Annotated in this window: 23 protein-coding genes, 1 pseudogene and 1 riboswitch; of the genes and pseudogenes, 7 read left to right on the top strand and 17 right to left on the bottom strand. The window is 72.3% G+C overall.

Annotated elements, in window-relative coordinates; all coding sequences use genetic code 11:
- Nucleotides 1-179: 179 nt before the first annotated feature.
- Nucleotides 180-1,010: an alpha/beta fold hydrolase gene (locus tag ACZ7LT_RS26330; protein ID WP_471238561.1), complete on the bottom strand. Its 831-nt coding sequence runs from the start codon at nt 1,008-1,010 to the stop codon at nt 180-182.
- 157 nt (nt 1,011-1,167) lie between these two features.
- On the opposite strand from ACZ7LT_RS26330, the gene ACZ7LT_RS26325 reads away from it, so the two are divergent.
- Both ACZ7LT_RS26325 and ACZ7LT_RS26320 read left to right on the top strand, forming a co-directional pair.
- Complete coding sequence (locus ACZ7LT_RS26325) at nt 1,168-2,058, top strand: RNA polymerase sigma-70 factor (protein ID WP_471238560.1); 891 nt, start codon at nt 1,168-1,170, stop codon at nt 2,056-2,058.
- Nucleotides 2,059-2,307: 249 nt separating this feature from the next.
- Nucleotides 2,308-3,048 carry a GntR family transcriptional regulator gene (locus ACZ7LT_RS26320; RefSeq protein WP_471238559.1) on the top strand — a complete coding sequence of 247 codons (741 nt, stop codon included), beginning with the start codon at nt 2,308-2,310 and terminating at the stop codon, nt 3,046-3,048.
- Between the two features lie 215 nt (nt 3,049-3,263).
- On the opposite strand, the gene ACZ7LT_RS26315 is transcribed toward ACZ7LT_RS26320, so the two are convergent.
- A complete protein-coding gene (locus ACZ7LT_RS26315; protein WP_471238558.1) occupies nt 3,264-4,421 on the bottom strand; it encodes an ROK family transcriptional regulator in 1,158 nt (385 codons plus the stop codon).
- Nucleotides 4,422-4,612: 191 nt separating this feature from the next.
- Between ACZ7LT_RS26315 and ACZ7LT_RS26310 the strand changes: the two genes are divergently transcribed.
- Entirely contained in the window at nt 4,613-5,050 is a 438-nt protein-coding gene (locus ACZ7LT_RS26310; protein WP_471238557.1) for a hypothetical protein, read from the top strand.
- Between the two features lie 82 nt (nt 5,051-5,132).
- On the opposite strand, the gene mug is transcribed toward ACZ7LT_RS26310, so the two are convergent.
- The 6 genes and pseudogenes from mug to ACZ7LT_RS26280 form a co-directional block, all read right to left on the bottom strand.
- Nucleotides 5,133-5,624: a G/U mismatch-specific DNA glycosylase gene (mug, locus tag ACZ7LT_RS26305; protein ID WP_471238556.1), complete on the bottom strand. Its 492-nt coding sequence runs from the start codon at nt 5,622-5,624 to the stop codon at nt 5,133-5,135.
- 62 nt (nt 5,625-5,686) lie between these two features.
- Nucleotides 5,687-7,126, bottom strand: coding sequence for an adenylosuccinate lyase (gene purB, locus ACZ7LT_RS26300; protein WP_471238655.1), 1,440 nt, complete (start codon nt 7,124-7,126; stop codon nt 5,687-5,689).
- A gap of 123 nt (nt 7,127-7,249) precedes the next feature.
- Nucleotides 7,250-8,014: pseudogene (locus ACZ7LT_RS26295) on the bottom strand (SGNH/GDSL hydrolase family protein); the annotation flags it as partial.
- 66 nt (nt 8,015-8,080) lie between these two features.
- Nucleotides 8,081-9,103, bottom strand: coding sequence for a hemolysin family protein (locus ACZ7LT_RS26290; RefSeq protein WP_471238555.1), 1,023 nt, complete (start codon nt 9,101-9,103; stop codon nt 8,081-8,083).
- Complete coding sequence (locus tag ACZ7LT_RS26285) at nt 9,100-10,446, bottom strand: hemolysin family protein (RefSeq protein ID WP_471238554.1); 1,347 nt, start codon at nt 10,444-10,446, stop codon at nt 9,100-9,102. Before ACZ7LT_RS26285 ends, ACZ7LT_RS26290 begins: the two co-directional genes overlap by 4 nt.
- 251 nt (nt 10,447-10,697) lie before the next feature.
- A complete protein-coding gene (locus ACZ7LT_RS26280; RefSeq protein WP_471238654.1) occupies nt 10,698-11,582 on the bottom strand; it encodes a TIGR03621 family F420-dependent LLM class oxidoreductase in 885 nt (294 codons plus the stop codon).
- Nucleotides 11,583-11,648: 66 nt separating this feature from the next.
- Between ACZ7LT_RS26280 and ACZ7LT_RS26275 the strand changes: the two genes are divergently transcribed.
- Both ACZ7LT_RS26275 and ACZ7LT_RS26270 read left to right on the top strand, forming a co-directional pair.
- Complete coding sequence (locus ACZ7LT_RS26275; protein WP_471238553.1) at nt 11,649-11,888, top strand: toxin-antitoxin system HicB family antitoxin; 240 nt, start codon at nt 11,649-11,651, stop codon at nt 11,886-11,888.
- A gap of 16 nt (nt 11,889-11,904) precedes the next feature.
- A complete protein-coding gene (locus ACZ7LT_RS26270; RefSeq protein ID WP_471238552.1) occupies nt 11,905-12,276 on the top strand; it encodes a fic family toxin-antitoxin system, toxin component in 372 nt (123 codons plus the stop codon).
- A 3-nt stretch (nt 12,277-12,279) separates the two neighbouring features.
- On the opposite strand, the gene ACZ7LT_RS26265 is transcribed toward ACZ7LT_RS26270, so the two are convergent.
- From ACZ7LT_RS26265 to bioB, 5 genes are all read right to left on the bottom strand, one after another.
- Nucleotides 12,280-12,963 carry a class I SAM-dependent methyltransferase gene (locus tag ACZ7LT_RS26265; protein ID WP_471238551.1) on the bottom strand — a complete coding sequence of 228 codons (684 nt, stop codon included), beginning with the start codon at nt 12,961-12,963 and terminating at the stop codon, nt 12,280-12,282.
- Nucleotides 12,964-13,017: 54 nt separating this feature from the next.
- Nucleotides 13,018-13,359, bottom strand: coding sequence for a VOC family protein (locus tag ACZ7LT_RS26260; RefSeq protein WP_471238550.1), 342 nt, complete (start codon nt 13,357-13,359; stop codon nt 13,018-13,020).
- 40 nt (nt 13,360-13,399) lie between these two features.
- Nucleotides 13,400-14,116 (bottom strand): dethiobiotin synthase, encoded by a 717-nt coding sequence (gene bioD / locus ACZ7LT_RS26255; protein WP_471238549.1) that lies wholly within the window; start codon nt 14,114-14,116, stop codon nt 13,400-13,402.
- A gap of 70 nt (nt 14,117-14,186) precedes the next feature.
- Nucleotides 14,187-15,482 carry an adenosylmethionine--8-amino-7-oxononanoate transaminase gene (locus ACZ7LT_RS26250; RefSeq protein WP_471238548.1) on the bottom strand — a complete coding sequence of 432 codons (1,296 nt, stop codon included), beginning with the start codon at nt 15,480-15,482 and terminating at the stop codon, nt 14,187-14,189.
- The gene (gene bioB / locus ACZ7LT_RS26245) at nt 15,475-16,665 is read right to left on the bottom strand and encodes a biotin synthase BioB (RefSeq protein WP_471238547.1); all 1,191 of its coding nucleotides are present in this window, start codon (nt 16,663-16,665) and stop codon (nt 15,475-15,477) included. The genes ACZ7LT_RS26250 and bioB overlap by 8 nt, the downstream gene beginning before the upstream one ends.
- Before the next feature lie 144 nt (nt 16,666-16,809).
- On the opposite strand from bioB, the gene ACZ7LT_RS26240 reads away from it, so the two are divergent.
- Nucleotides 16,810-17,970: an 8-amino-7-oxononanoate synthase gene (locus tag ACZ7LT_RS26240; RefSeq protein WP_471238546.1), complete on the top strand. Its 1,161-nt coding sequence runs from the start codon at nt 16,810-16,812 to the stop codon at nt 17,968-17,970.
- Here ACZ7LT_RS26240 and ACZ7LT_RS26235 read toward each other — a convergent pair.
- Together ACZ7LT_RS26235 and ACZ7LT_RS26230 are read right to left on the bottom strand one after the other, a co-directional pair.
- Nucleotides 17,959-18,168: a DUF397 domain-containing protein gene (locus ACZ7LT_RS26235; protein WP_471238545.1), complete on the bottom strand. Its 210-nt coding sequence runs from the start codon at nt 18,166-18,168 to the stop codon at nt 17,959-17,961. The genes ACZ7LT_RS26240 and ACZ7LT_RS26235 overlap by 12 nt on opposite strands.
- Nucleotides 18,169-18,182: 14 nt before the next feature.
- The gene (locus ACZ7LT_RS26230) at nt 18,183-19,040 is read right to left on the bottom strand and encodes a helix-turn-helix domain-containing protein (RefSeq protein ID WP_471238653.1); all 858 of its coding nucleotides are present in this window, start codon (nt 19,038-19,040) and stop codon (nt 18,183-18,185) included.
- 238 nt (nt 19,041-19,278) lie between these two features.
- Between ACZ7LT_RS26230 and ACZ7LT_RS26225 the strand changes: the two genes are divergently transcribed.
- Complete coding sequence (locus ACZ7LT_RS26225) at nt 19,279-19,734, top strand: ATP-binding protein (protein WP_471238544.1); 456 nt, start codon at nt 19,279-19,281, stop codon at nt 19,732-19,734.
- Between the two features lie 84 nt (nt 19,735-19,818).
- On the opposite strand, the gene ACZ7LT_RS26220 is transcribed toward ACZ7LT_RS26225, so the two are convergent.
- Both ACZ7LT_RS26220 and ACZ7LT_RS26215 read right to left on the bottom strand, forming a co-directional pair.
- Nucleotides 19,819-20,295, bottom strand: a complete 477-nt coding sequence (locus ACZ7LT_RS26220; protein WP_471238543.1) for a C40 family peptidase — start codon at nt 20,293-20,295, stop codon at nt 19,819-19,821.
- 3 nt (nt 20,296-20,298) lie between these two features.
- A riboswitch (cyclic di-AMP (ydaO/yuaA leader) is annotated at nt 20,299-20,416 on the bottom strand.
- A 374-nt stretch (nt 20,417-20,790) separates the two neighbouring features.
- Nucleotides 20,791-21,096 carry a hypothetical protein gene (locus ACZ7LT_RS26215; RefSeq protein WP_471238542.1) on the bottom strand — a complete coding sequence of 102 codons (306 nt, stop codon included), beginning with the start codon at nt 21,094-21,096 and terminating at the stop codon, nt 20,791-20,793.
- Nucleotides 21,097-21,100 lie beyond the last annotated feature (4 nt).

Here is a 21,100-nt window from a genome sequence, read left to right as displayed (position 1 = left end):
ACACCGGCATGCGGCGCATCGGCGTCGAACGGGCCGTACTGCTCTCCGGGATGATCCCGGTCGCGGCCGCGCTGACCGCTCCGCTGGTTGGCACGGGCACCTACGGGGCCGCTCAGGCGGTCGGCAGCGCCCTGGTGGGCGCGGGGGCCGCGCTCGGCTCCGGAGTGGTCGGGAAGCGGTCAGCGGCTGCCGTCCAGGATGACCCGGGAGACGAGGGCGGGATCGTCGTTCATCGGCACGTGCCCGCAGCCGGGGAGCCTGACGAGCCGGGCGGCGGGGATGACGTGCTTGGCGCGGATCCCCTGGCGGCGCAGCAGCAGCCGGTCCCGGGTGCCCCAGGCGACGGTCACCGGAAGCCCGGGGACGTCGTCGGTGAACCGCACGCTCCCGCCGGTGGCGAGCGTCTCGTGGAAACCGGTGGCTTCGCGCAGCGCGAGCGTCTCGGCGACGACGGCCTCCGGTGACCGCCGCCCGGGCCGTGCGTAGATCGTGCTGGTCATGACCGTACGGCCGGCCACGCTGCGGGAGAGCCGCTCGATCATCGGCAGCGGCATCGACTCGGCGGCCGAGCGCATCGCCCGCAGCGTGCCGAAGGCGTACCGCCGCTCACCCTCCGACCAGAAACCGGCCGGGGAGAGCGCCGTCACCGACCGGACGAGCTTCGTGCGGCCCAGCTCCAGGGCGAGCAGCCCGCCCAGCGAATTGCCCGCCACATGGGGCTGTTCGATGCCCAGCTCCTCGCAGAACCGGGCCAGGACCGGTACGACCGTTCCGAGGTCGTACGGCAGACCGCCGGGCAGCCCGGGTGAGGCGCCGAACCCGGGGAGATCGATGGCCACGACATCGCGCTCGGCAGCCAGCACCGGGAGCACGGGCTCCCAGGCCTGCCAGTGGTGGCCGATCCCGTGGAGCAGCAGCAAGGGCTCTCCTGTGCCCCTGCGTTCATAGGTCACCGAGACCGTGTGGGGTCCCTCGGGAGATTCGACCGTGAACGAGACCTCTGCGGACATGCGGCTGCTCCCTGTCGTGTTGGACGCCCCGTCAGCAACAATTACCCTTGAGTAGCTTGCAGTTCAAGGGTCCTGGCCGCCGCGCCACGATGTCGTGGCCCCAGGGCGCGGATTTCGCCTGGACAGTCCCCATCCCTTGGGATGGGATGGGGGAGTGATGACGACCGACTCCGACTCCGTGACCGGCCTTTTCGAGAACCACCGGCCCATGCTCACCGGCGTGGCCTATCGCATGCTCGGCCGGGTGGCCGACGCCGAGGACGTCGTCCAGGAGGCCTGGCTGCGCTGGGCGGCCGCCGACCGCACCGAAGTGCGCGAGCCGCGCGCCTATCTCGTACGGATCACCACCCGGCTCGCCATCGACCGGCTCCGTCAGGCCCAGGCCCGCCGCGAGTCGTACGTCGGCCCCTGGCTGCCGGAACCGATCGTCACCGACTTCGGCCCGGCCGCCCCCGACACGGCCGAGCGCGCCATGCTCGCCGACTCCGTCTCCCTCGCCGTCCTCGTCGTCCTCGAATCCCTCTCTCCGCTGGAGCGGGCGGTCTTCGTGCTGCGCGAGGCCTTCGGCTTCCCCTTCGGGGAGATCGCCACCGCCCTGGACCGCTCCGAGGCCGCCGTACGGCAGCTCGCCGCCCGCGCCCGCCGCCACGTCGACGAGGGCAAGCCCCGCTACGACGTGGACCCGGCCGAGCGGCGCGACGTCACCGAACGCTTCCTCGCCGCCGCCACCGGAGGCGACATCGGCGCCCTGATGGAACTGCTCGCCCCGGACGTCCGGCTGGTCGGCGACAGCGGCGGCAAGGCCAAGGCGCCGCTGCGGGTCATGGAGAGCGCCGACAAGGTCGGCCGGTTCCTGTACGCCGTCACCCAGGACGGCGCGGGCGTGTTCGAGGTGCGGATCGCCGAGGTCAACGGACTGCCCGCGGTGCTCCTGTTCAAGGACGGCGCCCCGGACGGCGTCCTGCAGCTGGAGGTGCGGGACGGACGCGTCCAGACCGTCAACATCATGCGCAATCCGGACAAGCTGCACGGTCTGGCCGCCGCGTAAGCGCGCCGCCGTTCCGGAGCCCGCCCCGCGTCCCTTTTGGGCGCGGGGCGCATTGCTGCGCACGCCTCACACCCGCGCGAACGTCCTGTGAACGATCACCCTCCGCGGGTCACTTCGTCCGGTATCGGACGCAGGATTGGTCTTGACCAAGGGGGTGTGCGGTCTTATGGTCGCAGGGTTAGTGCAGGAACCTTTAATAAACAAGGGCGCGGAAAACCGCCGGAGACACGGCGATTGCGGAGGATCAGGGTGGGGACCACGCAGCTGGAATCGGTGCCGGAGCCGAAGTACTGGCACCTCAAGACCGTGATCAGTGAGGCACTCGACTCCGACTTCGCGGTGGGCGAGATCCTGCCCAACGAGCGGGAGCTCGCCGCCCGGTTCGGCGTCGCCCGCGCCACGCTCCGCCAGGCGCTGGAGCAGCTCGAACTCGAAGGGCGCCTGCAGCGCCGCCGCGGCGTCGGCACGACCGTGGCCCCGCCCCGAATGGGCGTCGACGTCTCCACCACCCAGCACCAGTGGCCGGGCACGGGCGAGGAGTCCTGGCAGTCCGTGGACTGCGCCGCCGCCACCCCGCCCGCCGCGGTCGCGCGCCTCCTGGACGCCGACACCGACGAGACCGTGCACGTCGTGCGCCGGCTGCGGGTCTCGGGCGGTCAGCCCGTCGCCGCCGAACTGCTCTACGTACCGGCCTCGTCCGTGCCCGAACTGTCCGGCATCGAGAACCCCTCCGGCCCCGCCCGCGCCCGCGCCGTCCTGCGCGAGCTCCAGCGCCGGGCGCTGGACGGCCAGGACCGCGCCGTCGAGCTCGGCTCGGCCCGCGCCGACGACGCCAAGGAACTCGACCGTCTGCCCGGCGCCCCCGTGCTGGTCGTCACGACCCGCTACCTCTCCGAAGGCCGTACGGCCGCGGTCTCCGTGGCCACCTACCGGGCCGACACCTGCCGGCTGACCTTCGGCGACTCAGGCGACCTGGTCATGGCCTCCTGAACCACGGCAGCCTCGGCGACCACGGGTTCTTCGGCGGCCACCGGGCCCACGGCGACCACCGGTTCCTCGGCGGCCACCGGGCCCACGGCGACCACCGGTTCCACAGAGACCACCGGTTCCTCGGCGACCACCGTCGCCACCGGGGCTACCGGCGCCTCGGCAACCACCGGCCCAACGGCCGCCGCCGACCACCGCCCCACCCCACGGCCCGTCGCTCAGCGGCGGGCCGTCACCGTCGTCTCCACGGCGAACAGCTGGCCCTCGACATGGTCCAGCGCCAGCCGCAGCGCGCCCGTGCCGACCGCGGCCTCGCCCAGCATGGACAGGGCCACCCGCGGCGGTCGCAGGCAGAAGCGCGCCAGTTCGTCGCGGAGCGGCTGCAGGACGCCGTCCAGACCCGCCGCCCAGCCGCCGACCACCACCAGCTCCGGATCGAGCGCGAGCACCAGCGCCGCCACGTCGTGCACCAGCCGCTGGATGAACCGCTCCACCGCCGCTCCGGCCCGCGCGTCGCCCTGGCGGGCCAGGGCGAAGACCTCCGCCACCGCCTGCTCGTCCAGCGGATGCAGCGGCTCGTCCGTCGTGGACAGCAGCGTCTCCGGGGTCACCTCCCGGCCGAGCAGATGGAGCGCGCCGATCTCCCCGGCCGCGCCGCCGAAGCCCCTGTGCAGCCGCCCGCCGATCAGCGAGCCCGCGCCCGGACTCAGCCCGGCCAGGACGAAGACGATGTCGTCGGAGTCCGTGGCCGCGCCCTTCCAGTGCTCGGCGACCGCCGCCGCGTTGGCGTCGTTCTCCACCAGCACCGGGCAGCGGAACGACCGGCGCAGCCGCTCGCCCAGCGCGAGCCCTGTCCAGCCGGGCAGCGCGGTGCCGAGCCGTACGGTCCCGTCCGCCTCGACGATGCCGGGCGTGCCTACCCCCACCGCGCGCAGGTTGCCGCGGGCCACCCCGGCGCGCCGCAGCACATCGGCGACGACCGTGCGGACCCGCTCCAGACGTTCGTCCGCCGACGCCGTTTCCGAGACCTCGCGGGCCCCGGCCCCGATGATCCGCCCGTCGAGGCCCGAGAGCAGCGCCGAGACCCGGTGCGGCCCGATCTCGATGCCGAGCAGATGACCCGCCTCGGCCCGGAACCGGAACCTCCGCGCGGGCCGTCCCTGACGGCGGGCCTCGCCCTCCTCGGGCGGCGCCTCGACCACGAGTCCGCCCTCGATGAGCCCCTCGACCACTCCCTCGACCGTGGGCCGCGACAGACCCGTGATCCGGGTCAGGTCCGTGAGGGTGGGGGAGTCCGCGCCCCGCAGGGCGTGGAGTACCACCGCGGAATTGATCCGCCGCAACAGCGACGGGTCTCCGCCGGTCAGCCGCCCCACTGTGTCCTCCCAGGTCGAGCGCGTGTCAGCCGGATGGTACTCAATGGCCGGGAGCGCGGCGAGCGCCGCCCGGGGCCGGTGGGCACCCCCTGCCCGGCCGGCCGTCCCGCCCGGTCGCCTGACGGATCACCAACTGTCAGTGGGGGCCGCTTTACTGGATCCATCAGCACGGAAAGGACGGGTACGAACCCATGACCACCCCCGAGCACCTGGCCACCATCGAGCTGTTGCGCACCCGACCGTTCCCCGAGACGTCCACCACCACCGACCTGGGCTCCGGCGGCCCCGGCCATCACATAGGGGAGCTCGCCACCAGCGAGGACTTCTGGGAGGACGACGGCACCCGCCGTTTAGCGGTCGAGGAGCAGTACGAGGCGGAGCGGGATGCGCTCACCGTCGTCCTCGGCGAGTGCTGGGGGCCGCCGCAGATCTTCAGCCTCTGGTCCGTGCTGGCCCGGAGCATGGACGGCGAGGACATACCGGAGCCCTGGGGCGTCCTCAGCAACCACACACCCGATCTGCATCTGTGGCGGGTGGACGGGCTGTGGGTGGGCCTGGGCGTCTCCCAGTGGGACAAGGAACTGCCGTTCCAGCTCCTGGCCGTGGTGACCCAGGTCGACCCGCCCTAGACGTCCCGCTGGACGTCCGGCTCGACGTCCGGCTGGACGTCCAGCGGGACCTCGCGACCGGGACGGCCCCTGCCCTCCCCGCTCAGGGCGTGCGGCTCGCCTCGCGCAGCCGGGCGAACTCGTCCGCCATCGTCTGCGTCGTCCAGTGGGCGTTGAGCCCGCTGGGGTTGGGCAGCGCCCAGATCCGGGTCTCCCCGATCGTCCGTTCCTGCGGACCGATCCGGGCCTTGCGCTCCCCGAACGCCGTGCGGTACGCGGTCACGCCCACGACCGCCAGCCACCTCGGCCGCAGCCGCTCGACCTTCGCGACGAGGATCCGCCCGCCCTCGCGGTACTCCTCGTCCGTCAGCTCGTCGGCCCGCGCGGACGCGCGCGCCACGACGTTGGTGATGCCGAGGCCGTAGTCGAGCAGTTCCTCCTGCTCGCACGGCCGCAGCTGACGCGGAGTGAAGCCGGACAGGTGCAGCACCGGCCAGAAGCGGTTACCGGGGCGGGCGAAGTGATGGCCCGTCGCCGCCGACATCAGACCGGGGTTGATGCCGCAGAACAGCACGGACAGGCCGCCCGCCACCACGTCGGGTACGACGCGGTCACGAGCGGCCTCGAGGTCCGCGGCGGTCGGGCGCGGGGGGCGGGTCAGAGGATCGACCCCGGCGTGTACGCGGCCGCCTCCGGGTGCTGCTTGGCAATCTCCTCGATCCGGGAGACCACGACGGCGACCTGGTCGGCCGCGGCGCCCGTGAAGGACAGCTTGTCCGCCATCAGCGCGTCGAGCTGCGCCCGGTCCAGCGGGATCCGCTCGTCGGCGGCCAGCTTGTCCAGCAGTTCATTGCGCTCGGCACCCTGCTCGCGCATGGCGAGCGCCGAGGCGACGGCGTGCTCCTTGATGGCCTCGTGGGCGACCTCGCGGCCGACCCCGGCGCGCACGGCGCCCATGAGGACCTTCGTGGTGGCGAGGAACGGCAGGTAGCGGTCGAGCTCACGGGCGACGACCGCCGGGAACGCGCCGAACTCGTCGAGGACCGTCAGGAAGGTCTCCAGCAGGCCGTCGAACGCGAAGAACGCGTCCGGCAGGGCCACGCGCCGTACCACCGAGCAGGAGACGTCGCCCTCGTTCCACTGGTCGCCCGCCAGCTCGCCGGTCATCGAGGCGTAGCCGCGCAGGATGACCATGAGGCCGTTGACGCGCTCGCAGGAGCGGGTGTTCATCTTGTGCGGCATGGCGGACGAGCCGACCTGGCCGGGCTTGAAGCCCTCCGTGACCAGCTCGTGGCCGGCCATCAGGCGGACCGTCTTCGCCAGCGACGACGGCGCGGCGGCGAGCTGCACCAGCGTGGTCACCACGTCGTAGTCGAGGGAGCGGGGGTAGACCTGGCCGACCGAGGTGAAGGCGTGCGCGAAGCCGAGGTGTCCGGCGATGCGCTGCTCCAGATCGGCCAGCTTGCCGGCGTCGCCGCCGAGCAGGTCCAGCATGTCCTGGGCGGTGCCGACCGGGCCCTTGATGCCGCGCAGCGGGTAGCGCGACAGCAGGTCCTCCAGGCGCGCGTACGCGGCCAGCAGCTCGTCGGCGCCGGTCGCGAACCGCTTGCCGAGAGTGGTGGCCTGCGCGGCGACATTGTGCGAGCGGCCGGCCATGACCAGCTCGGCGTACTCGGCGGAGAGCTTGCCCAGACGCGCGAGGACGGCGACCGTACGGTCCCGCATCAGCTCCAGGGAGAGCCGGATCTGCAGCTGCTCGACGTTCTCGGTCAGGTCACGGGAGGTCATGCCCTTGTGGACGTGCTCATGGCCCGCGAGCGCGTTGAACTCCTCGATGCGCGCCTTCACGTCGTGCCGCGTGACCTTCTCGCGCTCGGCGATCGAGGCCAGGTCGACCGTGTCGAGGACGCGCTCGTAATCGGCGAGGGCCGCGTCCGGCACCTCGATCCCGAGGTCCTTCTGGGCACGCAGCACGGCGAGCCACAGTTGGCGCTCGAGCTTCACCTTCTGCTCGGGGGACCAGAGGACGGCGAGCTCCGCGGAGGCGTAGCGGCCGGCCAGGACGTTGGGGATGCGGGGCTTCGCAGCAACTGTCACGTGACCAGATTCTACTGTCGGTTTCTGCAGGCCAGCGCCACGGTCCGGTTTGGTGCTTACTACGAGAGCGGTCGTGTGCGGCGTGCGCTCCCAGAGCGGTCGCGCGTCCTCGGCCGGCCGCTCCTCGTACGGAAGCAGTTCCAGCCGCTTCGCCGGGCGTCCGTCGCCGGACGAGCGGCCCGTCAGGCGGCGCCCGATCCACGGCCCCAGGTGCTGCCTGGCGAACCGTACATCGTCCACGCGCCGGGTCATCCACCCGGCCGGGACGGCCGGGGGCAGCGTGGCGCGCCAGTCGTGCTCGGGGGCCAGGCCGAGCGTCTGCCACACGGCCTCGGCCACCCGGCGGTGCCCCTCGCCGGTCAGATGCAGCCGGTCCGCGTCCCACAGCCGCGGATCGCCGAGCGCGGTGGCGCCGTACAGGTCCACCACGGCCGCCCCGTGCCGGGACGCCAGCTCGTCGACGAAGGAGAACAGCTCCTCCATGCGCGGCCGGAAACGCTCCATCACCGGCCCGCGCCGGCCGGGGCTGCGCATCAGGACCAGCCGCTCGCACGACGGCGCGAGCTTCTCCACGGCCTCCTCCAGGAGGCCGCGCACCCGCCCCATGTCGCACTTCGGTCGCAGGGTGTCGTTGAGGCCGCCGACGAGGGTCACCACATCCGCCCCCATGGACGCCGCGCGGTCCACCTGCTCGTCGACGATCTGGCCGATGAGCTTGCCGCGTACGGCGAGGTTGGCGTAGCGGAAGCCGGGGGTACGGGCCGCGAGCCGTCCGGCGAGCAGGTCCGCCCAGCCGCGGTAGGACCCGTCGGGCAGCAGGTCCGACATGCCTTCGGTGAAGCTGTCCCCGACGGCGACCAGACTGGTGTATGTGGCATTCGTCTCCATGGCGGAGCCGATCATACCGCGCGGTATGGAGCCGCCCGCCGGTTCCGGAGGGCGGCTCCGGTCGCCTTACGCGGCGGGGCGGCCGACCAGCTCGCGCAGGACGTCCTCCATCGTGACCAGGCCGGCGAGGCGGCCGTCGCCCTCCTCGTCGATGACGGCGGCCAGGTGCGTACGGCTGCGCCGCATCGCCGTCAGGACGTCGTCCAGCGGTGTCGAGGCCCGCACGCGGGCGATCGGCCGCAGCGCCGAGACCGGGAACGGCAGCTCGCGGGGCGTCACGTCCAGGGCGTCCTTCACATGGAGGTAGCCGAGGATCCGGCGGTCGTCGTCGACGACCGGGAAGCGGGAGAAGCCCGACTCGGCGGAGAGCCGCTCCAGCTCCTCCGGCGTGGTGTCCACGCGCGCGTGGACCACCTTCGCCACGGGCATCACCACGTCCCGTACCGGCCGTCGGCCCAGCTCCAGGGCGTCGTGCAGCCGCTCGGTGGCACGGTCGTCGAGCAGGCCGGCGTCCCCCGCGTCCGTCACCATCCGGGCGAGCTCGTCGTCCGAGAACGTCGCCGACACCTCGTCCCTCGTCTCCACCCTGAGCAGCTTGAGCAGCAGGTTGGCGAAGGCGTTGATCGTGAAGATCACCGGGCGCAGCGCGCGGGCGAGCGCCACCAGCGGCGGGCCCAGCAGCAGCGCCGTGCGGGTCGGCTCGGCCAGCGCGATGTTCTTGGGGACCATCTCGCCGAGCAGCATGTGCAGATAGGTCGCGAGGGCCAGCGCGATCACGAACGAGATCGGATGGACCAGACCGTGCGGCACACCGACGGCGTCGAAGACCGGCTCCAGCAGATGCGCGATGGCCGGCTCGGCGACGATGCCGAGCACCAGGGTGCACAGCGTGATGCCGAGCTGCGCCGCCGCGAGCAGGGCGGAGACGTGTTCAAGGCCCCAGATGACGCTGCGGGCGCGCCGGTCGCCGGACTCCGCGTGGGGTTCGATCTGGCTGCGCCGGACCGAGATCATGGCGAACTCGGCGCCGACGAAGAAGGCGTTGACGACCAGCGTCAGAAAGCCGATCAGAAGCTGGATCGCGGTCATCGGCGGGCCCCCTTGGATCCCTCGGTCCCCTCGCGGTGGGGCGGCGGGGCGTGCAGCAGTACCCGGGCGGCGCGGCGGCCGGACGCGTCCACCACGTCCAAGAGCCAGCCGGTCAGCTCGACGCGGTCCCCGACCTGCGGGATGCGCCCGAGCTCGGTGGCGACGAGCCCGGCGAGGGTCTCGTACGGCCCGTCCGGCACCCGCAGGCCGATGGCGGCCAGCTGGTCCGTTCGGGCGGCGCCGTCCGCCGACCACAGGGCACGGCCGTCCGGGCCCTTGCCCGCGGGGGCGAGGTCGGGGGTCTCGTGCGGGTCGTGCTCGTCGCGGACCTCGCCGACGACCTCCTCGACGATGTCCTCCAGGGTGACGACACCGGCCGTGCCGCCGTACTCGTCGATGACGACGGCCATGGTCCGCCGGCCCGAGAGCCGGTCCAGGAGCCGGTCCACGGTCAGGGTCTCGGGCACGAGCAGCGGCTCGCGCAGCAGCTCGGAGACGCGCTTGAGGCGCCGCTCGTCGGCCGGTATCGCCAGCACGTCCTTGATGTGGGCGGTGCCGACGACGGTGTCCAGGCTGCCCCGGTAGACGGGGAAGCGGGACAGGCCGGTGGCGCGGGTGGCGTTGGCGACGTCCTCGGCGGTGGCCGACACCTCGAGCGCGGTGACCTGCACGCGGGGCGTCATCACGTTCTCCGCGGTCAGCTCGGCGAGGTTCAGGGTCCGTACGAACAGTTCGGCCGTGTCGGCCGCCAGCGCGCCCTCCTTGGCGGAGTGCCGGGCCAGCGCCACCAGCTCCTGCGGGCTGCGGGCGGACGCCAGCTCCTCTGCGGGCTGGAGCCCGAGCCGGTGCACGATCCGGTTCGCGGTGTTGTTGAGGTGGCTGATCAGCGGCTTGAAGGCGGCGGTGAAGATCCGCTGCGGTGTGGCCACCACCTTGGCGACGGCCAGCGGCGAGGAGATCGCCCAGTTCTTCGGGACCAGCTCGCCGACGACCATCAGCACCACGGTCGACAGGGCCGTACCGATGACCAGCGCCACCGACGAGGCGACCGAGGGGGAGAGCCCGACGGCCTCGACCGGGCCGCGGATGAGCTTGGCGATCGAGGACTCGGCGAGCATGCCGACGACCAGGTTGGTGACGGTGATGCCGAGCTGTGCGCCGGACAGCTGGAAGGTGAGGGACCGTACGGCCTTGAGGGCGCCGGCGGCCCCGCGCTCACCCCGCTCGACGGCCCGTTCGAGCTCGCTGCGCTCGACCGTCGTGAGGGAGAACTCGGCCGCGACGAAGGCACCGCAGGCAAGGGAGAGCAGTACCGCCACGGCGAGCAGAAGCACTTCGGTCATCGGTTCACCTCCGTCCCATGATCCGTCAGGGGGAGGAGGGGTGCGCGATGTCGGGTACTGGGAGGCTCGCCCATGGGCGGACGCTCACACCTTTCGAAGAGAGAAATTGGTTCACCCATGGTAAAGGATGGGCAAAGGGGGGTGCGGGGGTGGGCAGGGGCGGGTCGGCCGGTGTGCGGCATCGCCCCTCCGCCATCCCACCACCGGCCGGCCCCGCCCGTCGAAACCGTTTCGCCCTGCGGACAGGCCGCCTAGCGCCCGCCGCCCTCCCTGGCCCGCCGCTCGCGCTCCCGTACCTCGGCGACGACCGGTCCGAAGGCCTCCATCGCCGGATCGAGGACCGTGAAGTAGGTGAAGCCGTACCGCTCGCGCTGCCCGAGCAGCTGGTCGGCGATCTCCTCGACGGTGCCCACGGCCACCACCGGCAACTCCAGCACCTGCGCCTCGGTCAGCTGCGGCACGTACGGCAACAGCTCCTTGACGGCCCCGGCCCGGTCGTCGGTGACCTGGACGATCTGGAGCAGCAGATTCAGCTCGGCGGGGGCGGCCCGGCCGGCGGCGAAGCGGTGGTATGCGGCTACCCGCTCGTCCAGCTCGGCCGGGGAGCAGAGGGTGAACACACCGTCCTGCTGCCGGCCGCCCGCGAACGCGGCGATGTCGGCGTGCTCCGCCGCCAGCCGCAGCACCCGGTCGCCGTTGCCGCCGATCAGCAGCGGCGGCCGGTGCTCCTCCCCGGCCAGGAGCGCGGTCAGCTCCTCCACCGTCCGGCGCAGCCGATCGACCCGCCGGCCCGGCGGCAGGAACTCGATCCCGGCCCGCTCGTGCTCCTCCCGCACATAGCCGGTGCCGAGCCCTATCTCCAGCCGGCCCTCGGTCAGCGCGGCGGTGGTCGCGATCTCCCGGGCCAGCAGCGCCGGATTCCAGAACGCCGCGTTCAGTACGAACGTGCCGACCCGTGGGCGCCGGGTGGCCGCCGCCGCGGCCACCAGCGCCGGGAACGGCGCGGGCATCCCCAGATGGTCCGGCACGTTGATGACGTCGAAGCCCAGCTCCTCGGCTCGCTCGCACCGGGCGCACCACTCCCCGCCCCCGGCGGGCGTGACCATGTTCACTCCGAACCGTAACGGCCTGTCCATGACGTCCATGAACCCTCCTCCGATCGGGAGTTGTCCACACTAGCGTTTCGGCGCTAGCTTGGAAGGGTGGCGAAGACACAGTTGAACGTGCGCGTGGACGAGACCACCGCCGAAGCCGCCCGCAGGCGGGCGCAGCAGCGCGGTGTGAGCGTCAACCGCTATATCGAGGAGCTCGTCCAGCAGGACGCGGGCGAGGCGGGCCGGGCCTTCGTGGAGGCCGCGGCCGATTTCATGAAGCAGTACGAGGCGGTGTTCGCCGAGGAGTTCGCCGAGAGCCGCCTCGGCTCCGGCCCGGACGCGCGGTGACGGCGGCCGCGGCCGTATGACGCTCTCCATCGACCTCGCCTGGCTGCTCATGGTCGCCGAGCATCAGATCCCCGGCGACCCCCAGGTCAACGACTGGGGCGCGCTCGTCGCCGCCGTGGGCCGGCACGAGGCGGAGATCTTCGGCATCCCCGTCTACGACGATCCGTACGCGCGCGGCGCCGCCCTGCTGCAACTGCTCCTGCACGTACCGGCGCTTGAGCACTCCAACGCGATGTTCGCCTGCGCCGTCGCCTACGGCTATCTCGTCGCCTCCGGCCTGAACGTGGTCACCTCGCCCGAGCGGGTCCGCGACCTCGCCCGGCTGGTGAAGGACGGCAGGGCGGACGTGCGGTCCATCGCCGGCGAGCTGCGCCGGTGGAGCCGCTGACCCTCACCCCCGCGCCGGCTCCGGGGGACGGCGGGCCACCCCGAGGACACAGGACGACGTGGGCGTGGGCGGGCCGTTCTCCGGGACGCGGAGCGCGCGGTAGGAGGTGACCTCGAACCCGGCCGCTCCGATCGCGGCCAGCGGATCACGGGCCGTGTGGCAGCCGCCGAACAGCAGCGGCCACACCGTGCGGTCCAGAGCCCGCTGGGTGGTCGCCATCGCCCGTCCCGGCGCCACTCCATGCTCGAAGAACCGCAGCTCACCGCCGGGCTTGAGGACCCGCCACATCTCTCTCAGCGCGCGTGGCAGATCCCGGACGGTGCACAGCACCAGCGAGGCGACCACCGCGTCGAAGGCCTCGCTCTTCACGGGCATCGCCTCGGCCGCACCCGGCACCACGTCGACCGGGACCTCCGCGCGCAGCGCCGCGTCGACGGCCAACTGCCGCAGATGGCGCTCCGGTTCGAGGGCGACCACCTCGGAGACGGTGGCGGGGTAGTGGGCGAAGTTCAGGCCGTTGCCCGCGCCGACCTCGATGACCCGGCCGCCGAGCCCGGCCAGCAACTCCTCACGCAGGGCCGCGACCCCGGCCTTGCTGTCGGCGGCCACGCTGAAGCGGGCGTAGAAACGGGCGAACAGGGGGTGGTGGACGGCGTCCCGGGGGACCTCGCTACGGCGCGACGGCATCGTGAGCCTCCTCCGACGGCGGATACGGTCATTCTCCCCCCGCACGTCCCGGAATCAGCGCACGAAACAGAACTCGTTGCCCTCGGGATCCCGCAGCACCTGGAAGTCGCCGTACGGATCGGTGACGATCCCGCCGACCCGTACAGCCCCCAGCCGCACAGCCTCCTCAGCCGCCTCGTCCACCCCGCCCGTCTCCAGGTCCAGATGGAGGCGGTTCTTGACCGCCTTCCCCTCCGGCACCTTCTGGAAGGCGATCCGGACGAACCCGGGCGGCTCCACGTACGACCAGTCGCCGCCGCGGTCCACCGGCTCCCCGCCGAGGAGGGCGGCCCAGAACCGCACCAGAGCCGCCGGATCGGCGCAGTCGAAGACGATCTCGCCGACCTTTGCTCGCATGATCACCAGCGTACGTCCGACCCCGCGACCCGGCCCCTTCTCAGACCCCCGCCGCGGCCCGGAACGCCACCGCGTCCCAGGCGCCGCCCAGCTCCGGCGCCAGCCAATCCCCGGCCCGGGCCCGGAAATCGGCCGGTGACAGCGCCCCCGAGCCTGCCGGCACGGCCCCCAGCAGCGGAGCTCCGGCCGCCTCCGGCAGGTCGGCCAGATTGCAGCGGGCCGCGAGGTCCGGCTCGTCCGGCCAGCTGCCGACCACCACACCCAGCTGGGTCAGCCCCCGGGCGCGCAGCGCCTCGGCGGTCAGCGCGGTGGAGTTCAGCGTGCCGAGCCCGGCCGGCGCGACCACCAGGACCGGCGCGCCGAGCAGCCGCGCCGCGTCGGCGAGGGTGCCCTCCTCCTCGTCGAACCGTACGAGCAGCCCGCCCGCGCCCTCCACCAGCACCAGATCGTGCTCGGCGGCCAGCTTCTCGGCCGCCGAGGCGACCTCCCGCGGGGAGACGGGCGCCATGGCGGCGCGCCGGGCGGCCGTCGCGGGCGCCAACGGCTCGGGGAACCGCGCCAGTTCGAGGGAGGTCCGGGCCCCGGAGAGCCGGACCGCCTCGTCCGCGTCCCCGCGCTCGCCCGGAGCGAGGCCGGTCTGCGCGGGCTTCAGCACGGCCACCGACCGGCCGCGCGCGGCCGCCACGGCGGCCACGGCCGCGGTGACGACGGTCTTGCCGATCTCGGTTCCGGTGCCGCTGACGACGATGACGCTCATGGTCCTGTTTCCTTCCGGGGGCGGCCGCCCGCCCGTCCTTCCTACGGCCGGCCGAGGGCCGGCCCGTTTCTCAGCCCGCCGCAGCGGCGGCGCACACCCCGGCGCAGATCCGCGCCAGGTCCTCGTCACTGGTCACATACGGCGGCATCGTGTAGATCAGATCGCGGAAGGGCCGCACCCACACGCCCGCGCGCACCGCCGCGGCGGTCGCCGCGGCCATGTCCACCGGGTGATCGAGCTGGACGACACCGATGGCGCCGAGCACCCGCACCTCACGGACCCCCGGCAACTCCTTCGCCGCCGCGAGACCGGTGTGCAGGCCCGCCTCGATGCGCTTGACCTCCGCCGCCCAGTCCTGCGACAGCAGCAGTTCGATCGAGGCGTCCGCCACCGCCGACGCCAGCGGATTGCCCATGAAGGTCGGCCCGTGCGCGAGCACCGGCACCTCACCCTGGGAGATGCCGTCGGCCACCCGCGCCGTGCACAGCGTCGCCGCCATCGACAGATAACCGCCGGTCAGCGCCTTGCCCAGGCACATCACATCGGGGGAGACGGCGGCCTGGTCCGCGGCGAAGAGCGTGCCGGTACGGCCGAAGCCGGTGGCGATCTCGTCGAAGATCAGCAGCACGCCGTGCTCGTCGCAGGCCTCCCGCAGCACCCGCAGATACTCCGGGGCGTGGAAGCGCATACCGCCCGCGCCCTGCACCACCGGCTCGACGATGACGGCCGCGAGCTCGTCCGCGTGCCGTCCGATCTCGGTGCGCAGCATCGCCGCGTACGACTCCTCATAGGCGGCCGGCGGCGCGTCCACGAAGACCTGCCGGGGCAGCACGCCCTGCCACAGCTCGTGCATACCGCCGTTGGGGTCGCACACCGCCATCGGCTGCCAGGTGTCGCCGTGGTAGCCGCCGCGCCAGGTCAGCAGCCGCTGCTTGGCCGGGCGGCCGATCGAGCGCCAGTACTGCAGGCACATCTTGACCGCGACCTCGACGGCGACCGAGCCGGAGTCGCTGAGGAAGACGTGGCGCAGCGGCTCCGGGGTGATCTCCACCAGCCGGGCGGCGAGCCTGACGGCGGGCTCATGGGTGAGCCCGCCGAACATCACATGGCTCATCCGGCCGAGCTGGTCCGTCACGGCCCCGTTGAGGACGGGGTGGTTGTAGCCGTGCACGGCCGACCACCAGGACGACATGCCGTCGATCAACTCGTCCTGTCCATGGACAGGTTCGGCGAGCTTCAGCCGTACGCCGGAGGCCGACTCCACGACCAGCGGCTCCGCACGGCCCGGCATGGGGCCGTACGGATGCCAGACATGGGCCCGGTCCAGGGCGAGCAGCTCGTCGTGGCCGAGGGAACGGTCACGCATTGGGGGCCAGGTCCGTTCCGGCGCCCCGGCGGCGGACCGCCACCAGGTCCGTACGGGCCTCCGGCACCTCGGCCGCGGCCGCGGGCTCGGCCGGACCGCTCGCCTCGGAGGAGCCGCACACCGAACCGGAGCCGCAGCCCCCGCCCGTGCCGCAGCCCTCGGCCTCCCGCTCCGCGTCCACGCGGTGCGCGGGCAGCGTCGGGGTGCCCGTGCCCTCCACCTCGAAGCCCGCGTCCGCGATCATGTCCAGGTCGGCCTGGCCGGCCTGGCCCTCGCTGGTGAGGTAGTCGCCCAGGAAGATCGAGTTGGCGATGTGCAGCGCCAGCGGCTGCATGGAGCGCAGGTGCACCTCACGGCCGCCGGCGATCCGGACCTCGACGTCGGGGCAGACGAACCGGACCATCGCGAGGATCCGCAGGCAGCGCTGCGGGCTGAGGTTCCACTCCTTGGCGAGCGGGGTGCCCTCGAAGGGGATGAGGAAGTTGACCGGCACCGAGTCCGAGCCCAGCTCGCGCAGCGCGTAGACGACGTCGACGAGGTCCTCGTCGCTCTCGCCCATGCCCGCGATCAGCCCGGAGCAGGCGGAGAGGCCCGCCGCGTGCGCCTTCTGTACGGTGTCCACCCGGTCCGCGTAGGTGTGGGTGGTCGTGATGTCCCCGTACGTCCCCTCGGACGTGTTGAGGTTGTGGTTGTACGCGTCGGCGCCGGCCTCCCGCAGCCGCTCCGCCTGGCCGTCGGAGAGCAGGCCGAGGCAGGCGCACACCTCGACGCCCTCGTTCTGCTCCTTGATGGCCTCGATGGTCTTGCCGACCCGGTCGACGTCCCGGTCGGTCGGGCCGCGGCCGCTGGCCACCAGGCAGACGCGCTTGGCGCCACCGGCGACACCCGCGGCGGCCGCCTTGGACGCCTCGTCCGGCTTCAGCCAGGTGTACTTGAGGATCTCGGCCTTGGAGCCCAGCCGCTGCGAGCAGTAGGAGCAGTCCTCGGGACACAGTCCGGACTTCAGGTTGACCAGGTAGTTGAGCTTCACCCGACGCCCGAACCACTGGCGGCGGACCTTCCCGGCCGCGGCCACCACATCGAGCAGATCGTCGTCGGAGGTCGCCAGTACGGCGAGCGCTTCTTCACGGGTCGGCAGCTCGCGCCGCAGCCCCTTCTCCACCAGCGTGTTCAGCAGGTCCATGAGAGCCGATCTTTTCCTACGGCGCACCCCCTGGCAAAGGAGGAACTCAACAACAGAGCCCGTTTGAGGTGTGTGTATCGCCACACTCTGACCTCGGCCCCGGCCGGTTAGGGTCTGTGCGCTGCCTACAAAAGGGATCCGCACATGTACGGGGACACGCACCGGACTCCATTCGACTGGACCGACGCCGAGGCGCGCCGCCGCGAGGAGGCCGGACTCGTCCGTGCGCTCCGTCCCCGGGCCGCCGATTCGGACCTCGTGGACCTCGCGGGCAACGACTACCTCGGGCTGACCCGCCGTCCGGAGATCACCGAGGCGGCCGCGGCGGCGGCCCGCCGCTGGGGCGCGGGCGCCACCGGCTCCCGTCTGGTGACCGGCTCCACCGAACTGCACGCCGCCCTGGAGCGGGAACTCGCCGACTTCTGCGGGTTCGAGGCCGCGCTGGTCTTCTCCTCCGGTTACGCGGCCAATCTCGCCGCGCTCACCGCGCTCAGCGGCCCGGGCGGCCTCATCGTCTCCGACGCCGGGAACCACGCGTCCATCGTGGACGGCTGCCGGCTCTCCCGCGCCGAGACCGCGGTGGTGCCGCACGCCGACCCGGAGGCCGTACGCAAGACGCTGGAGGCGCACCCGGACCGCCGAGCCCTGTGCGTGAGCGACTCGGTCTTCTCGGTGGACGGGGACGCGGCCCCGCTGGCGGCCCTCGCCGCCGCGTGCCGCGCGCACGGCGCCGCACTCCTCGTCGACGACGCCCATGGTCTCGGGGTTCTCGGGCAGGGCGGCCGGGGCGCTCTGCACGCGGCGGGGCTGGCCGGCGACGCGGACGTCGTCGCGACCGTCACCCTCTCCAAGTCGCTGGGCAGCCAGGGCGGAGCGATCCTCGGTCCGGCCCGGGTCATCGACCATCTCGTCAACGCCGCCCGTACGTTCATCTTCGACACCGGCCTCGCCCCGGCCGCGGTGGGCGCCGCGCTGGCGAGCCTGCGGCTGCTGCGGAGCGAACCGGAGCTGGGCGGCCGGGCCCGTACGGTCGCCGCCACGCTGCACCGGCTGCTCACGGAGGCCGGGCTGAGTGCCGTACGTCCGGACGCGGCCGTGGTGTCCGTGCGGGCGCCCTCGCCGCAGGCGGCGCTGGGCTGGGCGGCGGACTGCCGCGAACAGGGTCTTGCCGTCGGCTGCTTCCGTCCCCCGTCGGTACCGGACGGCATCTCCCGGCTGCGGCTGACCGCGCGCGCCGATCTCACGGACGAGCAGATCGGCGCGGCGGTCAGCACGATCCTGCGGACCGCTCCGTCAGAGCAGTGACCTGGTGAACGAGGTCCAGGCCGCCGCCGAGAAACGCAGCGGTGGCCTGGTGGTGTCCTTGGAGTCCCGTACCGCCAGGGCCGAGTCGTCGAGAAGGGCCGTCTCGACGCAGTTGTTCATCCCGACGCTGCGGCTGCTGCGCCGCCACTGTAAGCCGTCGGTCGAGGGGTTCTGCTGTCGTGCGAGGTAAGCAGACATCGGGGGGTGCCTCCCTACGCGCCGTCACTGATTCCGGCGATGAGTTCCAACGAATCGTCGGTCGAAAGGGCGTGCTCCTGCATGGCGCGGAACGCGGCGCTGTACGCGTCGAGGTCGTCATTCCGCTCCAGATAGAGGCTACTCGTCAAGTGGTCGAGAACGACAACGTCCAGATCAGAAATGTTCGGAAAGGAGAAGATAACGAAAGGCCCGGAGAGGCCGACGTACCCGCCCATGGTGAACGGCAGGACCTGCAACCGGACATGAGGCAGCGCGCCCCACTCCACCAACTTCCGCAACTGGGCCCGCATCACCCCAGGGCCGCCCACCTGTCGCCTTAGCACGGCCTCGTCCAGCACCGCGCTGAACTCCAGCGGGGGATCGGCCCGCAGCACCTCCTGCCGCGTCAGCCGCACCTCCACCAGCGAGTCGACCGTCGTCGCCGGCAGTCCGTCCAGCACCGACTGCGTGACCGCACGCGCGTACTCGGGCGTCTGCAACAGCCCCGGCACCACCGACGTCTCCAGCGTGCGCACCGTCCGGGCCTGCGATTCCAGGCTGATGAAGTCGCGGTACTGCGGCGGAATCACCCCACGATAGGCGTGCCACCACCCCGAGCCGCCGCCGTCCGCCGCCCCGGCCAGCGCCTCCAGCAGCGCACGCAGCCGCGGTTCGGCCACCCCGTAGGCATCGAGCAGCCGGGTCACATCGGCGGTGACCACCCCACTGGCACCCGTCTCGATCCGGCTCACCTTCGACTGGTGCCAGCCGACCAGGCCGGCCGCCTCGCCGCTGGTCAGCCCCGCGTCCAGACGGAGCCGGCGCAGCTCCTCGCCGAGCTTGCGCCGACGCACGGCGGGCCCATGGCGCATGCCCCGCATCACCGACTCCCTTCCGCGCGTGGCCAACGGGCCAGTGTGCCCGCCGGACACGGTCCCCGGTGGCAGAGTTCACCGCATCGAGCGACAGATATATGCATATCTTGGTGGATCGCCACCCAGGACAGCACCATCAGTGGCACTCTGGCGCGAAGCGCAAACCGCGGCCGACCTCACAGAACATCCGCTCCGTGTCGGAGTCCGGCCCCGGTGGGAAAGGGACAGCGTCGCCATGGCAGACCACCAGGAAGCAACCGTCACTCTGCCGAGCGATCCCGCCTCGGTCTCCGCCGCCCGCAGATACGTCGCCGAGGTGCTCTCCGCCTGGGGTCTTCCCGACGACGCCGAGGTCGCCGAGACCGTCCGGCTCATCGTCTCGGAACTGGCCACCAACGCCGTCCAGCACACCTTCGGACAGTCGCCCACCTTCACCGTCGACGTGCGCCTCGAACGCTACGAGGAGCTCCACATCGGCGTCACCGACAGCCATCCGCGCTGGCCCAAACGCCTGCCCGCCGCCGTCCAGCAGGACAACGGCCGGGGGATGGCCATCATCCGCTGGCTGATCGCCGAGTGCGGCGGCCGCCTCTTCGTGCTCCCCACCGCCGAAGGCGGCAAGACCGTACGCATCGCCGTCCCCTGGACCGTGGCCGCAGGACCCGAGCTGACCGGAACACCCGTCGCCTAGGCATCGCTCCTCGGGCACCGGCCGGAAGGGGGCGGCCCACCCCGGAGTGGGAGACCCGGCGTGGCCCACCCCTCTGGCGCTCTGTCAGTTCACGCGTCCGTACAGGACGCGGTTGGTCCAGATCCGGTCCAGCTTCACCCAGGAGCCCGTCTTGGGTGAGTGCCAGATCTTGCCGTGACCGGCGTAGATCCCCACGTGGTAGACGCCCCGCCACGAGTGGAAGAAGACCAGGTCTCCCTTGCGGCGGTGGGCGGCGGAGATGTGCCGGGTGCTGTTGTACTGGGCCTGGGCGGTGCGGGGCAGGGCCTTGCCGGCCTTCTTGTAGGAGTAGAGCGTGAGCCCCGAGCAGTCGAAGCGGTACGGGCCCGTCGCGCCGTACTGGTACGGCGAGCCCTTCTTGGACACGGCGACGCTCAGCGCCTTCGCGGCGTGGAATGACGCTGCCTGGGCCTCCGGGGCGGCTCCCGGGGCCAGCAGCGTGCCGCCGACGGCGGCGAGGGTGAGGGCGGAGACTGCTCCGGCGCGGGACAGCGGGAACGGGACATGAATCTGCGCGCTCATGCGCAACCCTTCGTCAGCCGCCTGTGAAGGATGACCTGTCGGGTTCGGGCTGGCGAAGTTGCCCGGCCGCTGACGCGGCTTCACCCCGAGGAACAGCCCCACTGTCCGGCCGTCCCGTCTTGCTCGGGTCCTCCACTCCTGCCGATCCACTCCTGTCGACCAGACATCCGGAGCGGCGGCAGGACTCGGCGTCCGCCCGGACCGCCCCGCCGTGGTGGCGGGGGCTTGTCGTCGTCAGGGATCTTGACGCACGGCTGGTCCGATTTCCGAGACGAGACGGCGATATGTGAGTCTCGTCACGACTGGTCCATTCGGGTGGACGAAGTCGCTTCCGCGTAACCTCCGACTGCTTTGATGAGCGTTGTACCAGCGGCGGAACATCCGGTTCGGCCAGATGTGTACTCGGGTTGTGCAACTCCTCCCGCGCAGCGGACGGCCTATCAGGTCCACCGAACAGGGGATCACGACTGGCTCTGGACAGAGTCCGCGTGTCTGTCAACTGGCGGGCATACGAGGTACGGCGACTCGCCCCGCCCGCCGCTCCCCGTCCAGCACCCGCAGGGCGCGCGCCAAAGTCTCCGCATGCACTTCGATCTCCCCGCGCGCGTGCATCAGGGTCAGTGCGTCGCGCAGGGCGGCCGCGCGCCCCACCAGGGCCTGAGCGGCCCGCAGTGCGCCATAGGTGTGCTCGGTACGCGCCGGATTGATCCGGCCGAGGAGATCCACCACCGCGAGATACGCGTCGATGAACTCCCCCTCCGCGCGCGTCAGCGCCGGCAGCGGCGGCAGTTCGGGAACCATCTCC

Source organism: Streptomyces sp. NPDC039465, assembly GCF_055639315.1.
The sequence above is the reverse complement of the archived record's forward strand: the minus strand, read 5'-3'. Positions and strand labels throughout refer to the sequence as shown.

Excerpts from the sequence above, each read along its gene's own strand:
- ACZ7LT_RS26330 (WP_471238561.1), bottom strand. The coding sequence starts at position 1,010 with ATGTCCGCAGAGGTCTCGTTCACGGTCGAATCTCCCGAGGGACCCCAC.
- ACZ7LT_RS26325 (WP_471238560.1), top strand. The coding sequence starts at position 1,168 with ATGACGACCGACTCCGACTCCGTGACCGGCCTTTTCGAGAACCACCGG.
- ACZ7LT_RS26310 (WP_471238557.1), top strand. The coding sequence starts at position 4,613 with ATGACCACCCCCGAGCACCTGGCCACCATCGAGCTGTTGCGCACCCGA.
- ACZ7LT_RS26290 (WP_471238555.1), bottom strand. The coding sequence starts at position 9,103 with ATGACCGCGATCCAGCTTCTGATCGGCTTTCTGACGCTGGTCGTCAAC.
- ACZ7LT_RS26285 (WP_471238554.1), bottom strand. The coding sequence starts at position 10,446 with ATGACCGAAGTGCTTCTGCTCGCCGTGGCGGTACTGCTCTCCCTTGCC.
- ACZ7LT_RS26280 (WP_471238654.1), bottom strand. The coding sequence starts at position 11,582 with ATGGACAGGCCGTTACGGTTCGGAGTGAACATGGTCACGCCCGCCGGG.
- ACZ7LT_RS26270 (WP_471238552.1), top strand. The coding sequence starts at position 11,905 with ATGACGCTCTCCATCGACCTCGCCTGGCTGCTCATGGTCGCCGAGCAT.
- ACZ7LT_RS26265 (WP_471238551.1), bottom strand. The coding sequence starts at position 12,963 with ATGCCGTCGCGCCGTAGCGAGGTCCCCCGGGACGCCGTCCACCACCCC.
- ACZ7LT_RS26260 (WP_471238550.1), bottom strand. The coding sequence starts at position 13,359 with ATGCGAGCAAAGGTCGGCGAGATCGTCTTCGACTGCGCCGATCCGGCG.
- bioD (WP_471238549.1), bottom strand. The coding sequence starts at position 14,116 with ATGAGCGTCATCGTCGTCAGCGGCACCGGAACCGAGATCGGCAAGACC.
- ACZ7LT_RS26250 (WP_471238548.1), bottom strand. The coding sequence starts at position 15,482 with ATGCGTGACCGTTCCCTCGGCCACGACGAGCTGCTCGCCCTGGACCGG.
- bioB (WP_471238547.1), bottom strand. The coding sequence starts at position 16,665 with ATGGACCTGCTGAACACGCTGGTGGAGAAGGGGCTGCGGCGCGAGCTG.
- ACZ7LT_RS26240 (WP_471238546.1), top strand. The coding sequence starts at position 16,810 with ATGTACGGGGACACGCACCGGACTCCATTCGACTGGACCGACGCCGAG.
- ACZ7LT_RS26235 (WP_471238545.1), bottom strand. The coding sequence starts at position 18,168 with ATGTCTGCTTACCTCGCACGACAGCAGAACCCCTCGACCGACGGCTTA.
- ACZ7LT_RS26230 (WP_471238653.1), bottom strand. The coding sequence starts at position 19,040 with ATGCGCCATGGGCCCGCCGTGCGTCGGCGCAAGCTCGGCGAGGAGCTG.
- ACZ7LT_RS26225 (WP_471238544.1), top strand. The coding sequence starts at position 19,279 with ATGGCAGACCACCAGGAAGCAACCGTCACTCTGCCGAGCGATCCCGCC.
- ACZ7LT_RS26220 (WP_471238543.1), bottom strand. The coding sequence starts at position 20,295 with ATGAGCGCGCAGATTCATGTCCCGTTCCCGCTGTCCCGCGCCGGAGCA.
- ACZ7LT_RS26215 (WP_471238542.1), bottom strand. The coding sequence starts at position 21,096 with ATGGTTCCCGAACTGCCGCCGCTGCCGGCGCTGACGCGCGCGGAGGGG.